The following is a 16,103-nucleotide window of genomic DNA, read 5'->3' on the forward strand; positions in this document are numbered from 1 at the left end:
GTGCCGGGAAACACCGGCGCTTCAATTACAGTACTGTATAAGAAAGTACATGATTATTTATTATATGTTTGATTAACTATTTCAATGATTTTAATAAATTGATTATAATTTAAAGATGAATTACCTAATAGTACCCCATTTATTTCATCAATATTTAGAAAATTTTGAATGTTACTGAGATTAACAGATCCTCCATATTGTATTATAATTTCATTGGTATGGACATTACTATTCTCTGTAATATATTTTTTAATAAATTGATGCATTTTACAAATATATTGTATATCGGCAGTTTTTCCAGTTCCAATAGCCCAAACAGGTTCATAAGCAATGATAGAATTTTTAAATATATTCTCATCAGATAATTTTAATATTACATCAAGTTGTTTTTGACAAACTATTTCAGATTTTTTAGAAGATTTTTCTTGAATATTTTCACCTATACATAATATTGGTATCATATTTTTCGATTTAATAATTTGAAATTTTTTTGCAATATATTCATTACTTTCATTATGAAATAATCTTCGTTCAGAATGTCCAATAATTACATATTGAACATTAATATCTTGTAACATATTAATAGAAATTTCGCCTGTAAATGCTCCAAATAAATTTGTATCGACATTTTGTGCTCCTAAAAAAAAGTGTTTATTTTTTATTTGATCTTTTATATTATTAATATATGGTATAGGAGGTGCAAAAATTATAGTATTAGTAATAATATTTTTAGACAAATAATTTTTTATGTTTTGAATAAAATTGTTTATTAAAAAATTATTTCCATTTAATTTCCAATTTGCCGTGATAATAAATCTTTTCAAGATTATACTCCTTACATTAGAAACTAAGTTAATTATGTAGTATTTTATAACTTAGTTTCTTTATAATTATAATAAAATAATTATTTTAATCAAATATTTTTGGTATTTCTTTAAAGAAGATATCATTTCTAAATTTATTATAAAAATATTTTTTTTCGCATTTTTTATAAAAAATTACATGAATAGTACGATTTTTACGATCAAATTTATTGAATTTACATTCAATAAAATCATCTATTTTTAAAAATTTTATATTATTTTTAGCATTAATAGTACCAATAACATCGTTAGCTAATTTTACATAAATAATTTGATTTGTAAAATTCACTACTTTACCTGGAACAATATCTTCTCTTTTATAATTTTGAATATATTTACTAAAAGTATCTTCTTTTAATTGTTTAATTCCTAAAGAAATTCTTTCTCTTTCTGGATCTACTTGTAATACTACAGCAGTAATATCATCACCTTTTTTGTATTTTGATAATTCTTTTTCATTTGCATTTTTCCATGACAGGTCTGATAAATGTACTAATCCATCAATTCCACCTGGCAACCCTATGAAAATACCAAAATCAGTGATTGATTTAATTTTTCCTTTAACATGAACTCCTCTTCCATTAATTTTAGCAAATAATTCCCATGGATTTGGTTTACATTGTTTAATTCCTAATGAAATACGCCTTTTTTCGGCATCAATATCTAATATCATTACTTTAACAATATCAGAAACATTTACTACTTTAGTTGGATGAATATTTTTATTTGTCCAATCCATTTCAGAAATATGTACTAAACCTTCTATACCTTCTTCGATTTCAACAAAACAACCATAATCGGTTAAATTTGTTACTCTACCATCAACCTTTTTACCTTCATGGTATCTATCTAAAATTGAATTCCAAGGATCTTCACTTAATTGTTTTAACCCTAATGATACTCTAGTTTTTTCTCGATCAAACTTTAATATTTTAACAAAAATTTCATCTCCAATACTTACAATATCACTGGGATGTTTAACGCGTTTCCATGCCATATCAGTAATATGTAATAATCCATCTACACCTCCTAAATCAACAAATGCACCATAATCAGTTAAATTTTTTATAATACCTTTAACTTGTATTCCTTCTTGTAAATTTAATAATAATTGATCTCTTTCAGCACTTGTTTCAGATTCAATAACTGCCTTTCGTGATACAACAACATTATTTCTTTTTTGATCTAATTTAATGACTTTAAATTCTAATTCTTTATTTTCTAAATAACCGGTATCTTTAATTGGACGAATATCTACCAATGAACCAGGTAAAAAAGCACGTAAATCATTTAATTCAACAGTAAAACCACCTTTTACTTTACCGCTAATAATACCTGTAATCACTGCAGATTTTTCATATGCTTGTTCTAATTTGATCCATGATTCATGTTTTTTTGCTTTTTCTCTTGATAATATTGTTTCTCCAAAACCATCTTCTATTGCATCCAAAGCAACATCAACATGGTCACCAATTTTAATTTCTAAAGTTCCGAATTTATTACGAAATTGTTCAATTGGAACATAAGATTCAGATTTTAGACCTGAATCAATTAATACTGTATCTTTCTGAATGGCTATTACTGTTCCGGTAATAATTGATCCATTTTTAGTTTTAATTTTTTTTAAAGATTCTTCAAGTAATTGTAAAAATGTTTCATTCATATCAATTTTTTATAATTATTAGGTTGAATAACTATTTTACTTCATGTAAAATAAGTTAATTGAAATTATCTATAATCATCCTAATTATAGAAAGAAGATGCTTAAATTTTTATAATAGCATGTATATAATTTATAGCTAATTTAAAAACTTCTATAGCTGTCATATTACTAGAATCAATTATAATTGCGTTACATGCTGGTTTTAATGGAGAATTTTTTCTTTTAATATCGCGATTATCTCTTTTTTGGATTTGAAAAAATAATTCTTTAAAATGTACTGAAAATCCTTTTTTTTTTAGCTCATGCATTCTTCGAAATACGCGATGTTTTAATTCAGCTTGTAAAAAAAATTTTATTATAGCATCTGGAAATACCGTTGTTCCCATATCGCGACCATTGGCAACTAATCCAGGATATTTACGAAATAATCTTTGTTTAATTAATAAATTATTTCTAACATATGCAATAGTAGATAATTGAGATGCAAGATTTGTTACTTCATATGACATAATATCGTATTTTAAAAATTCTTTTATAACAAGATGACATATTTTACCATGATTATAAATAAAATAACGGTCTAAATCTTTTAATAAATAAGTTAAATTTTTTTCTGAAATGACACTTTTTTTTTTTAAAAATAAACAAGCAAGTATTCTATAAATCATTCCAGATTCTAAATTAAACCATTTTAAATGTTTAGCAAGTGCTTGCGATAAAACACTTTTTCCTGATCCGCTGGGTCCATCGATTGTAATTACAGGAGCTAGCTGTATCATTTAAAAGTCTCATAAATTATAATAAAATTAAACAGATTATATAATACATGTAAGATAATTATTTTTTCCAATGACTAATTTTATTGAATAAATTAAAAAAATTTGGAAAAGTTTTTGATACACACTCAGGGTTAATAATTGTGACAGATTGATTTGATAAAGCAATTAAAGAAAAACACATAGCTATTCTATGATCATTATAAGTATTAATTTTAGAATAAATAATTTTTTTAGGAGGATGGATAATTATAAAATCTTTACCTTCTGTAACAATTGCACCTACTTTTTTTAACTCTGTTGCCATTGCATGTAATCTATCTGTTTCTTTAACTCTCCAATTATATATATTTTTAATTGTTGTACTAGAACCATCAGTAAATAATGCAAGCATAGCAATAGTCATAGCAGCATCAGGTATAGTATTTGCATCTAAATTAATACCTTTTAATATGTTTTTTTTTATACACTCAACATAATTTCTACCCCAAATGATTTTTGCTCCCATTTTTTTAAGTACATCAATAAATTTTATATCTCCTTGGATACTATATTTATTAATTCCTTTAACTTTAATATATCGACCTTTAATAGCAGCAGCGGCAAGAAAATAAGTTGCAGAAGATGCATCACCTTCTATATAATATTCTTTTGGAGATTTATATTTTTGTTTTGCAGGAATATAAAATTTTTTATAATCATAATTATGTACGATAATTCCAAAATCCTGCATAATTTTTAATGTTATATCAATGTATGGAATTGAAACTAAAGTTCCTCGGATAATAATATTAGTATCTACATTAGCTAATGGTGCAGCTATTAATAAAGATGTTAAAAATTGACTTGAAATATCTCCATTAATAAAAATATTTCCTCCAGAAAAACCTCCTTTTAAACATATTGGTAAATAATTTTTTTGTTCTAAGTATTCAATATTCCCTCCACCTTGTTGTAAAGCATCAATTAAATCTTTAATTGGACGTTCTTTCATTCTATCATCACCTGTAATAATAATTTTATTTTTTTGTAATGATAAAATTGCAGTAAGAGGACGTACTGCAGTACCAGCGTTTCCTAAAAATAGTGAAATATTGGGTTTATACTGAAAAATATTTTTACATCCCCAAATGATACATTCTGTTTTATTAAATAAACGATATTTTATACCAATTTTTCTTAATGCATTTAACATATAAATAATATCATCACTATATAATAAATTTTTTATATAAGTTGTACCATCAGATATTGCTGATAGTAATAATACCCGATTTGAAATACTTTTTGAACCTGGCAATTGTATGCTACCAGATATTTTATCTATTGGTTTTAAAGTTAAAAAATTAACCATTTTTATTACATCTCCTAAAATAAAAAATATATATTTATATTAAATAATTTATTTTTATCGAAATTTATATTCAAAATCCTTCATAAATGCAGTTAATTTTTTTACTCCAGATAAAGGCATAGCATTGTAAATAGAAGCACGGAAACCACCGATTACTTTATGTCCTTTTAAAAATATTAATCCTGATTCATTTGCTTTACTTAAAAAGAGATGGTTCAGATTTTGATCTTTTAAATAAAAAGTAACATTCATGTGTGATCGATTGTTTGGATGAACGGTATTAAAATAAAAATTACTATTATCAATAGTTTGATATAATAATTTTGATTTTTTATAATTTAATTTTTCAAAAAAATTTATTCCACCTTTCTTTTTTACCCATTGTAATACTAAACTAATTACATACCATGAAAATGTAACTGGGGTATTGAACATAGAATGAGAAGCAAAAATGTTTTTATAATTTAAAATTGATGGTATATACGGATTACTATATTTTAATATTTTTTTTTTGATAATTACAATGGTAATACCAGCAGGGCCAAGGTTTTTTTGAGCACTGGCATAAATTAAATCATATTTATTAACATTAATATTTCTTGATAACAAAGATGATGAAAAATCTCCTATAATAATTTTATCTTTAAAATTCGGTTCTTCGTGTATTGCAACACCGTCTATTGTCTCATTAGGACAATAATGAATGTAATTTGCATGTGTATGCAGTAACCATTTTTCCATTTTTAAAATCATAACTTTTCCATTAACATATTTTTTAACGTTAATATGATTAGGAAAACAATATTTTTTTGCCTCTAACATTGCCTGATAAGACCAATAACCACTATCAATATAATCAGCACAGTTTAATTGATTTAATAAATTCATAGGTATAGCAGAAAATTGACCTCTAGCACCTCCTTGGCAAAACAGTATAGCATATTCATCAGAAATACTTAATAATTCTCTTAAATATTGTTCAGCATTTTGAATAATAATATGAAATTCTGGACTTCTATGACTAATTTCTATAATTGATGCACCAATTTTATTCCAATTTAAAAAACTTTTTTTTACTTTTTGTAATACTTCTTCTGGAAGCATAGCAGGTCCAGCGCTAAAATTATATATTTTTTTGTCCATATTTATTAACATAATTTTTAAAGATACTTGAATAATGAAAAATTAATTTAAAAAAGTCATACCATTCATATATTTTTTTCTTAATACGTCCGGTATAGTTACTGATCCATCAATATTTTGATAATTTTCTAAAATAGCAGCTAATGTTCTACCAACAGCTAATCCTGAACCGTTAATTGTATGTAATAAAAATTTTTTTTTTTTTTTTTTATGAAAATATTTTGCATTTATTCTTCTTGTTTGAAAATCTGACATATTAGAACAAGATGATATTTCACGATATTTATTTTGAGCAGGAAACCAAACTTCTAAATCATATGTTTTAGTAGATGTAAAACCAAGATCTCCAGTACATAACAATATTTTTCTATATGGTAATTTTAATAGTTTTAATATATTTTCTGCATGTGATGTTAATATTTCTAAACTCTGCATAGAATATTCAGGACGAGTTAAATGAAATATTTCTACTTTATCAAATTGATGCATACGAATTAAACCTCTTGTATCTTGTCCATAAGATAAGCTTTCTGCACGAAAACAAGGAGAATATGCAGTTAACATAACTGGTAAATCATTTATTTGTAATAAAATATTTTGAAATAAATTTGTTAATGGCACCTCTGCAGTTGGTATTAAAATATACTTGTTATTTTTTTGTTTTTGATGTATTGTAGACACATAAAATAATTCTTTCTTGAATTTAGGTAATTGACCTGTACCATACATACTATCTGAATTTACTAAATATGGTATATTTGTTTCTAAATATCCATGTTGCATTGTATGTACATCTAACATAAATTGTCCTATAGCTCGATACAATAAAGCAATTTTATTTTTCATTATGACAAATCTTGAACCAGAAATTTTTGATGCTGTAAGCCAATCAAAACCATTAATCTTATTTCCTAATTCCACATGATCAAGAATATTAAAATTATAATTTTTTATTTTTCCCCAATAAGAAATTTCAATATTATGATTTCCATTATTACCAATTGGTACAGTATTATCAGGTATATTGGGTATACAAGATATAAAATTTTTTATATCTTTTTGAAATTTTTTTAATACATTATTTTTAGTGGATAATATTTTTTTAATATTACATACTTTATTTTTTACATTAATTAAATCTTCTGGGGTAATATTTTTTGAACCAATAATTTTGGATAATTTATTATATTTATATCTTAATTTTTCTACTTCAATTTGCAGTTCTTTACGATTTTTTTCCATATAATTTAAATGTTTTGCATTTAACACGAAATTTCGATTTTTTAATTTTTTAACAACCAAATTAGAAACATTACGTAATAAATGTGGATCAAGCATAATATTTTTCATATTTTAATTAATATATTTAATATAACATATCAATATACCAGTGATATAATTATTAAATATATAATAAAAAATAATATATTATCGTATTTTATCATTACAAAGAAAAGAAAAATATTTTATATATATATATAACAAAAAAATTATTTTATTTCATAAAATTAATGAGATTTTTATTATGGGATTAAAAAATCAATTATATAAATTAATTATTATTGGATCAGGTCCTGCAGGGTATACTGCTGCTATATATGCTGCACGTGCTAATTTGAAACCACTGTTAATTACTGGTTTGCAAAAAGGCGGACAATTAATACAAACAGATAAGATTGAAAATTGGCCTGGTAGATTTAAATTAACAACAGGATATGATTTAATGCATGATATGGAACAACATGCATTATCTTTACAAACAAACATTATTTATGATCAAGTTATTGATGTTGATTTTTCAAAAAAAAAATTCCAAATATATTGTGAAAAAGAAAAATATATTAGTTTATCAGTAATTATAGCAACAGGATCATCTCCACGTTATTTAGGATTACCAGAAGAGAAAGAATTAATGGGTAAAGGTATATCAACATGTGCAACATGTGATGGTTTTTTTTATAAATCGCAAGAAGTTGCTGTTGTTGGAGGAGGTAATACTGCTATAGAAGAAGCTTTATATTTGTCAAATATTGCTTCTAAAGTACATATAATACATCGACGAGAAATATTTACAGCAGAAAAAATACTAATAGATCGATTAAATAAAAAAATAGAAATAGGAAATATTGTATTACATACCAATTTTATTATTAGCAAAATTATTAAAAAAAAAAAAAATATTGTCGAAATTGAAATGAATTGTACTAAAAATATTTATCAAAAAAAAACTATTTCTATCCAAGCTTTGTTTATTGCAATTGGAAGTATTCCAAATACTAAAATTTTTTATAATAAAATAGAAATGGAAAATGGATATATTAAAATACAAAAAAAAATAAAAAATATAAATACACAAACAAATATACCAGGAGTATTTGCCGCTGGTGATGTTGTAGATCATATTTATAAACAAGCAATTACTTCTGCAGCAAGTGGTTGTATGGCTGCATTAGATGCAGAAAAATATTTAAATAAAATAAATTCAATAAAATCATTATAAATAAGGTAAAATATATGATTAAAACACATAATATGGAAATGCAAGGTAGTATCATAGATACATTACCAAATACAATGTTTAAAGTTAAGCTTGAAAATGGACATATTATTACGGCGCATATATCTGGAAAAATGCGAAAAAATTATATTCGAATATTAACCGGAGATAAAGTAATTGTGGAATTAACTCCTTATGATTTAAGTAAAGGAAGAATTATCTTCCGAAGTAAATAATCAGAATTAAATTTTATTACAGGTGAAAATTTTATGCGTACAAAATATTGTGGTAATCTTACAGTATCTGATATTGATAAAAAAGTAACATTATGTGGTTGGGTGGATCGTAAAAGAAATTTTGGAAATTTCATATTTATTGATTTAAGAGATTGTACAGGTATTATACAAATATTTTTCCATTCTAAAAAAGATGAAATTTTTCAAGATGCGTTAAAACTAAAAAATGAATTTTGTATTCAAATTTCAGGAATAGTAAAAAAAAGAAAAAAAAATCACCAAAATTTAAGTATGTATACTGGAAACATAGAAATTCATGCAACAAATTTAAATATTATAAACATTTCCCAGATTTTACCTTTAGATATAAATAACATTAATGAAGAAAAAGTTCGCTTAAAATATCGATATTTAGATTTACGTAGATCAACAATGTTTAAAAATTTAAAAATACGACACAAAATCGTTCAATATATACGAAAATTTTTAAACAAAAAAAAATTTATAGATATTGAAACTCCAGTATTAGTTAAATTAACTCCGGAAGGCGCCAAAAATTATTTAGTATCTAGCAGAATACATCAAAAAAAATACTACGCATTATCTCAATCACCTCAAATTTTTAAACAATTATTTATGATAGCGGGAATTGATAAATATTATCAAATTGCCAGATGCTTTCGTGATGAAGATTTAAGATCAGATCGGCAGCCCGAATTTACACAAATTGATATAGAAGCGGCTTTTATTGATGAAATTTATATAAAACAACTTACAGAATCGATCGTTAAAATGTTATGGAAAAATTTTTTAAATTATGAAATCAATACTATTCCATGTATAACCTTTCAAGAATCTATGAAAAAATACGGTTCTGATAAACCGGATTTAAGAAATCCAATCATATTACATAATATTAAAAAATTTATTCATGTCAATCAATATAATAAATCTGTAAATAACGAAAAAATAGTTGCTATAATTATTCCTCAAGGTATTTTAAAATTTACTCAAGAAAATATAAATGATCTTAATCAAATGATTAAAAAATATAATATATTATATCACTTTTATATCTATGTAAAAAATATATATGATAATCAGTATGATATAAAAATTTCTGATATTTTTTTTCAAAAAAAAATTATCACTAATATTATTCATAAGATAAATTCTCATAATAATGATATTATATTAATAATCTCTGGAAGAAAAGAAATTATTTATCAATTATTTCAAATAATAAAAAATTATATTGCAAAAAAACTAGATTTAATTAAAAAAAATAATTGGAAACCTATATGGATTACGGATTTTCCAATGTTTCAAAAAAACCAAGATAATTCTTTCACAACAACACATCATCCATTTACCGCACCTAAAAATTTTGATATTAGGCATATTAAAAATAATAACTTAAATTCAATAATCGCAAATTCTTATGATTTAGTAATTAATGGATATGAAATAGGAGGAGGTTCTGTACGTATACATGACGTCAAAATTCAGAAAATGATTTTTGAAATTCTAAATATATCTACAGAAAAAAAAGAGGATCCATTTCATTTTTTTATTAATGCATTAAAATATGGTACTCCACCTCATGCAGGTATTGCATTAGGATTAGATAGATTAGTTATGTTATTAACGAATAACAATAATATTAAAGATGTTATAGCTTTTCCCAAAACAAATACTTCTACCTGTCTCATGACAGGAGCACCATCCTATCTAATTAATTAATTGTAATATATTTATACATCAGAAAAACTAAATTATACGATATTTTACATTATTAAACTAATTATAAAAAATATTGATTCTAAAAGTATAATTACTGGACTAATTGGAATATTATAAAATATATTAATAAAAATTCCTATAGTAATTGCAATTATATTAATGATTATTGAAAATAATACCATTAGTTCAGGTGAAGTAGAAAATCTTTGTGCAATTGCTGCAGGAATAATTAATATTGCAGTAATTAATAATGCACCAATTAAAGTAGTTGATATACCAATTAATAAAGTAATTAATAACATTAAAATTAAGCGTACATTAAAAACATTAATCCCATCTACACAAGCAAGTTCTGCATTAATAATCATTAATAAAATTGATTTCCATAAAATAATAACAACAGATGAAATAATCAGTGTTATAAAAAAAATTATGTTAATATCAATAAATTTTAATTCTAGTAGATTACCCAATAAATATTTTGTAAGATCCGCTTGTTCGTTTTTTGAAATAATATGTAAAATAATCATACCAAGCGATAATGAACTATATGTTACGATTGCTAATATCGTATCTAAATTTAAACTCGAAATATGTTCAATATAAATAATTACTACTGTTAAAAAAAATAAAGTAGTTAACACAGCTAATAAAACATTTATTTTAAGTAATAATGCAATTGATAATCCTAACAACGAAGCATGAGATAATGTGTTACCAAACGATGATATTTTTCTCCATAAAATAAATGCCCCTAACGGTCCACAACAAACAGACAATAACAATCCTGCAATCCAAATTAGAAAATAATTTTTATACATTTCAACATGCTCAAAAAAAATCCATATTAGTTTAAAAATTATGTGTATGATTGTGGTAATGTGAATATAACGCTAATTCATTGTATGGTATAGAACCAAATAATGCAATGAATTTTAAATTTTTTGTAATCGCTTTTGGAGTACCTGAACAACAAATATGTTTATTTAAGCAAATTACTTCGTCAGTCTGTGCCATAACAAAATTTAAATCATGTGATACAATTAATATTGTATATGACAGGTCTTTTTTTAATTGATTAATTAATTTATAAAAAGAAATTTGGCTATTTATATCCATACCTTGTACTGGTTCGTCTAAAATCAATAATTGTGGATGATTTAATAATGCACGGGCTAAAAAAACTTTTTGCATCTCTCCACCAGATAATGTATTCATTTGCATATTTTTTAAATGTGCAATATTTAATTTATTTAAAGTATATAAAATTTCTGTTTTATTGACCCGGACCGATAAATTCATAAATTTATTTACTGAAATTGGAAAATTATTATCAAAAGTAAATTTTTGAGGAACATAACCAATTTTTAAATTTGAAGCACGAAATATTGAACCTGCACTAGGAGATAATAAATTCAAAATTACTTGAATTAATGTAGATTTTCCTGCACCATTGGGACCAATTAAAGTTACAATATTGTTTGAATATAATGATAATGATATATTTGTTAAAATATTACGATTACATAAATTAACATAAACATTTTCTAATTTTATTAATAGATTCATATGATAATTATTAATATGTAAAAATTTCTCTAAACATGTAGTATACTAAATCGCATAAAAATATGTAATATATTTTTAGTATTATACTTGTAAAATTCTATGAATATTTGTTTTTCCAGATTGTCCCATAATATCACCTTGTGTAATAATAATGATATCGCCGTTTCGTAATAGATTTTTTTTTAAAAGTAATAAAATTGCATCATTGGCTACTTGTAAATCTTTGTAAGGACTATTAAAATAAATAGGAACGACTCCACGATATAACGAAACTAAATTTAAAACACTTTGATATTTTGATAATGCAAAAATAGGTAAACCAGAACTAATTCTAGAAGTTAATAAAGCACTTAATCCAGATTCTGTTAATGTAATAATTGCACTAACTCCATATAAATGATTTGCAGAATACATAGCAGACATTGTAATAGTTTCTTCGATATTATCAAATTTCATACCTATTCTATGTTTAGATACATGCATACTTGGTATTTTTTCTGCACCTAAACATATATTAGACATAGCTTGTACTGTTTCAGAAGGATATTTTCCAGTTGCAGTTTCAGAAGATAGCATAACTGCATCAGTACCATCTAAAACAGCATTAGCAACATCCATAACTTCAGCTCGTGTTGGAATAGGATTATATACCATTGATTCCATCATTTGTGTTGCTGTTATCACTATTCGATTTAATTGTCTTGCATATTTTATTAATGTTTTTTGTACACCTATTAATTCAGAATCACCAATTTCTACACCTAAATCACCTCTTGCAACCATAATTGCATCTGATGCTAAAATCATTCTTTTCATAGTATCAATATTAGAAACTACTTCAGCTCGTTCTATTTTTGCAATAATTTTTGGATTATTACCGACAGCACTAGATAATTCTCGTGCCAACATTAAATCTCTTGGATGACTGGGAAATGATACTGATAAATAATCAACACCAATATTAGATGCAATAAGTATATCATTTTTATCTTTTTCTGTTAAAGAATCTGCAGATAATCCACCTCCTAATTTATTTACACCTTTATTATTTGATAATTTCCCCCCAATTAGCACTTTAGTAAAAATTTTTTTTTGATAAATATCTATCACTTCTAATTGTATACGCCCGTCATCTAATAATAAAATATCACTAACTTTTAAATCCTTATATAATTTTTTGTAATCTATTCCAACTTGTTTTTCATCACCTGCATCAACTTTTAAATTTGCATTTAATACAAAAATTTTACCAGGTACGAGAAATACATATTTTTTTTTAAAACTAGTAATTCTAATTTTTGGTCCTTGCAAGTCTCCTAAGAGTGCTACATGACAACCTATTTTTTTAATAATCTTAAATGCATGATAGGCTCGACGTTCATGCTCTGCTTGTGTACCATGAGAAAAATTTAAACGTAATATACTTGCACCTGCTAAAATTGCTTTCTCAAGATTATCATTTTCATCTGTAGATGGACCCAAAGTGATGACTATTTTTGTTCTTCTAATTTTTTTTAAACTCATTTTTTATTAACCATTTTTATAAAAAGAAAATAATATTTAAAATTATTAATTGTAAGTAATTATACGTATAATAAATAATTATATAAAATATTTAACAAAAAATATACATTTAAATTTATTAAAATATATATATTTACGTCAATTTCAAAAAAATTATTTTTAATTTATTCATTTAATATTTATATTGAATGTTCCCAAGCATAAAATGTATAAAAAATAAAAGGGGGGATATATGAAAATAAATAACATACAACCATATGATATAGTAATATTTGGCGCAAAGGGTGATTTATCTTGTAGAAAGTTAATACCTGCATTATATAATTTAGAAAAAAAAAACCTATTGTGCAAAAACAGTCGTATTATTGGTATAGGTCGTGCTAATTGGAATCAAAATAAATATACCGAAATAGTTTTAAAATCATTAAATATTTTTTATAAAAATACTATTGATATTAATATTTGGAATAATTTTAAAGAAAAATTATACTTTTACAAATTAGATGTTACACAAACGGAAAAATTTTTTAATTTAAAAAATATATTATTAACATCGAGTAATACAAAAATTTATTATTTTGCTGTTCCACCTAATAAATTTAATAATATTTGTATAGGATTAGGAACCATTCAATATAATAAACCCCCTAATAAAATTATTGTAGAAAAACCGATAGGTACATCATTACAATCATCAAAAAATATTCATCATACATTAAATACATATTTTAAAGAAGATCAAATATACAGAATTGATCATTACTTAGGAAAAGAGACAATATTAAATTTACTAACATTACGTTTTTCAAATCCAATATTTTACAATATTTGGAATAATAAAAATATTGAATATGTAAAGATTTCTGTTTCAGAAACTGTAGGAGTTGAAAACCGGTGGAATTATTTTGATGAAATTGGACAAACACGAGATATGGTACAAAATCATTTATTACAAATATTAAGTTTAATTACTATGTCGATACCAAAACAACTCAATTCGAAAAATATTAAAAAAAAAAAAATTCAAGTTTTAAAATCACTACGTAAAATTAATACAACGAATATTTATCAAAATACAATACGAGGCCAATATACCTCCGGTGTTATTGACGGTAAAATAGTACCTGCTTATATTGAAGAAAAAGGAGCAAAAAAAAATAGTGATATTGAAACATTTGTATTAATTCAAGCAAACATTGATAACGAACAATGGTTTGGAGTCCCGTTTTATTTAAAGACAGGAAAACGACTGGATTGTAAAAAAACTGAAATTATCATTCAGTTAAAAAATATCACACATTCGGTATTTAATCATCACATAAAAAATGATTATCAAAACCAAATCAAGATTCGAATAGAACCAAATGAAGGAATAGAAATAAATTTTTGCAATAAAAAACCTGATATAAATTCTAAATATAAATTAAAAAATTCAATATTAAAATTTGATTATAGAGATATCATACAAGATGAAATTCCAGACGCATATGAAAGATTATTATTTGAAAGTATGAAAAACGATCAATCATTATTTGTATCGAAAGAAGAAATTGAAACTTCATGGGAATGGATTGATTCTATTATACATGCATGGCAATCAAATAAAATCAAAGTACAATTATATAAAGCAGGAACAAAAGGGTTAAATTTAAGAAAAAATATTTCATAAGAAATTTTTTTAATTAAATTAATTGATAATATTTTTTATAATTAATTTTAAAATTTCTCAAATTATTAAAAGTTGTTCATTTATTTATGATATTGTATTATACATATATCTTCAATATAGGAAACTGTAATTATATGATACGCGTCATTCTATTTTTACTCACAAATTTATCTGTTACATTTATGTTTGGAACAGTGTTATTTTTGACAGGAATGGAAGCTAATAGTATCAGAGCATTGATTGTTTTTTCTTCTATTGTTGGATTTAGCGGATCAATAACATCATTATTATTATCTAAATGGTCAGCTTTACGTTCTACAAATGGACGAATTATTTATAAACCTCAAACTTCAATGGAAGCATGGCTTTTAAATGCTGTTCGGTATCAGGCAAATCAATTAGGAATTAAAACACCAGAAGTTGCAATTTATATTTCACCATCAGTGAATGCATTTGCAACTGGATATAGCCGAAACAGTTCATTAGTAGCATTTTCTACAACATTACTTGAAGTGATGGATAAAGATCAATTGCAAGCTGTAATTGCACACGAACTTAGTCATGTAGCAAATGGTGATATGATTACCTTATCTTTAATACAAGGAGTGATAAATACTTTTGTATTTTTTGTATCTACTATCTTTTCACGATGTATTATGAATATGCTATTTAATTATAGAAATTCAAATTATGTGCGATCATACGGATTTTTAATTAATTATGTTTCTTCAATGCTTCTACAAGGCATGTTTGGTATGTTAGCAAGTATGATTGTAATGGCATTTTCAAGATATCGAGAGTTTAAAGCAGATGCTGATGCTGCAAAACGTGTAGGATGGGATAGAATGATTAGATTACTAGTAAAATTTAAAAAAGTAACTGATCCTCGACCACCAGAAGATATTAAAACATACTGTATTAATGGACAATCAAAATCCTTTTTTAATTTATTTTCTTCACATCCCCCAGTTCAACATAGAATTGATGCATTACATGATAGAACATATCAATAATTATGTAACTAAAAATTAAGAAAATAATACTTGTTTAATGGTTGTGGAGTTTT

The 16,103-nt window shown here is 24.4% G+C and carries 14 protein-coding genes; 5 read left to right on the plus strand and 9 right to left on the minus strand.

The window, feature by feature from the left end:
• Window positions 1-53: 53 nt before the first annotated feature.
• The 6 genes from tpiA to serS all read right to left on the minus strand — a co-directional run bounded on the left by tpiA (window position 54) and on the right by serS (window position 7,137).
• Window positions 54-824, minus strand: coding sequence for a triose-phosphate isomerase (gene tpiA / locus D9V78_RS01045; RefSeq protein ID WP_158350576.1), 771 nt, complete (start codon window positions 822-824; stop codon window positions 54-56).
• An 85-nt stretch (window positions 825-909) separates the two neighbouring features.
• Window positions 910-2,526: a 30S ribosomal protein S1 gene (gene rpsA, locus D9V78_RS01050; RefSeq protein ID WP_158350578.1), complete on the minus strand. Its 1,617-nt coding sequence runs from the start codon at window positions 2,524-2,526 to the stop codon at window positions 910-912.
• Window positions 2,527-2,627: 101 nt separating this feature from the next.
• A complete protein-coding gene (cmk, locus tag D9V78_RS01055) occupies window positions 2,628-3,305 on the minus strand; it encodes a (d)CMP kinase (protein ID WP_158350580.1) in 678 nt (225 codons plus the stop codon).
• A 58-nt stretch (window positions 3,306-3,363) separates the two neighbouring features.
• The gene (gene aroA, locus D9V78_RS01060) at window positions 3,364-4,656 is read right to left on the minus strand and encodes a 3-phosphoshikimate 1-carboxyvinyltransferase (protein ID WP_158350582.1); all 1,293 of its coding nucleotides are present in this window, start codon (window positions 4,654-4,656) and stop codon (window positions 3,364-3,366) included.
• Window positions 4,657-4,710: 54 nt separating this feature from the next.
• Window positions 4,711-5,799, minus strand: coding sequence for a 3-phosphoserine/phosphohydroxythreonine transaminase (gene serC / locus D9V78_RS01065; protein WP_410051741.1), 1,089 nt, complete (start codon window positions 5,797-5,799; stop codon window positions 4,711-4,713).
• A gap of 42 nt (window positions 5,800-5,841) precedes the next feature.
• Window positions 5,842-7,137: a serine--tRNA ligase gene (gene serS / locus D9V78_RS01070; protein WP_158350961.1), complete on the minus strand. Its 1,296-nt coding sequence runs from the start codon at window positions 7,135-7,137 to the stop codon at window positions 5,842-5,844.
• A gap of 187 nt (window positions 7,138-7,324) precedes the next feature.
• Between serS and trxB the strand changes: the two genes are divergently transcribed.
• Genes trxB through aspS form a run of 3 tightly spaced genes read left to right on the plus strand, consistent with a single transcriptional unit; the run spans window position 7,325 to window position 10,275 of the window.
• Complete coding sequence (gene trxB, locus D9V78_RS01075; protein ID WP_158350586.1) at window positions 7,325-8,299, plus strand: thioredoxin-disulfide reductase; 975 nt, start codon at window positions 7,325-7,327, stop codon at window positions 8,297-8,299.
• A 14-nt stretch (window positions 8,300-8,313) separates the two neighbouring features.
• The gene (infA, locus tag D9V78_RS01080) at window positions 8,314-8,532 is read left to right on the plus strand and encodes a translation initiation factor IF-1 (protein WP_158350589.1); all 219 of its coding nucleotides are present in this window, start codon (window positions 8,314-8,316) and stop codon (window positions 8,530-8,532) included.
• 33 nt (window positions 8,533-8,565) lie between these two features.
• Window positions 8,566-10,275 (plus strand): aspartate--tRNA ligase, encoded by a 1,710-nt coding sequence (gene aspS / locus D9V78_RS01085; RefSeq protein ID WP_158350591.1) that lies wholly within the window; start codon window positions 8,566-8,568, stop codon window positions 10,273-10,275.
• Between the two features lie 44 nt (window positions 10,276-10,319).
• On the opposite strand, the gene D9V78_RS01090 is transcribed toward aspS, so the two are convergent.
• The 3 genes from D9V78_RS01090 to pyk form a co-directional block, all read right to left on the minus strand.
• Window positions 10,320-11,096: a metal ABC transporter permease gene (locus D9V78_RS01090; protein WP_158350593.1), complete on the minus strand. Its 777-nt coding sequence runs from the start codon at window positions 11,094-11,096 to the stop codon at window positions 10,320-10,322.
• Between the two features lie 31 nt (window positions 11,097-11,127).
• Window positions 11,128-11,844, minus strand: a complete 717-nt coding sequence (gene znuC / locus D9V78_RS01095) for a zinc ABC transporter ATP-binding protein ZnuC (protein ID WP_158350595.1) — start codon at window positions 11,842-11,844, stop codon at window positions 11,128-11,130.
• A gap of 81 nt (window positions 11,845-11,925) precedes the next feature.
• Complete coding sequence (pyk, locus tag D9V78_RS01100) at window positions 11,926-13,368, minus strand: pyruvate kinase (RefSeq protein ID WP_158350597.1); 1,443 nt, start codon at window positions 13,366-13,368, stop codon at window positions 11,926-11,928.
• Window positions 13,369-13,600: 232 nt separating this feature from the next.
• On the opposite strand from pyk, the gene zwf reads away from it, so the two are divergent.
• Window positions 13,601-15,037 (plus strand): glucose-6-phosphate dehydrogenase, encoded by a 1,437-nt coding sequence (zwf, locus tag D9V78_RS01105; protein WP_158350599.1) that lies wholly within the window; start codon window positions 13,601-13,603, stop codon window positions 15,035-15,037.
• A 134-nt stretch (window positions 15,038-15,171) separates the two neighbouring features.
• The gene (gene htpX, locus D9V78_RS01110; protein WP_158350601.1) at window positions 15,172-16,050 is read left to right on the plus strand and encodes a protease HtpX; all 879 of its coding nucleotides are present in this window, start codon (window positions 15,172-15,174) and stop codon (window positions 16,048-16,050) included.
• The last annotated feature ends 53 nt before the right edge of the window (window positions 16,051-16,103 follow it).

Source organism: Buchnera aphidicola (Sarucallis kahawaluokalani), from assembly GCF_005080725.1.
In the GTDB taxonomy this organism is placed as follows: Bacteria; Pseudomonadota; Gammaproteobacteria; order Enterobacterales; family Enterobacteriaceae; genus Buchnera_L; species Buchnera_L aphidicola_AF.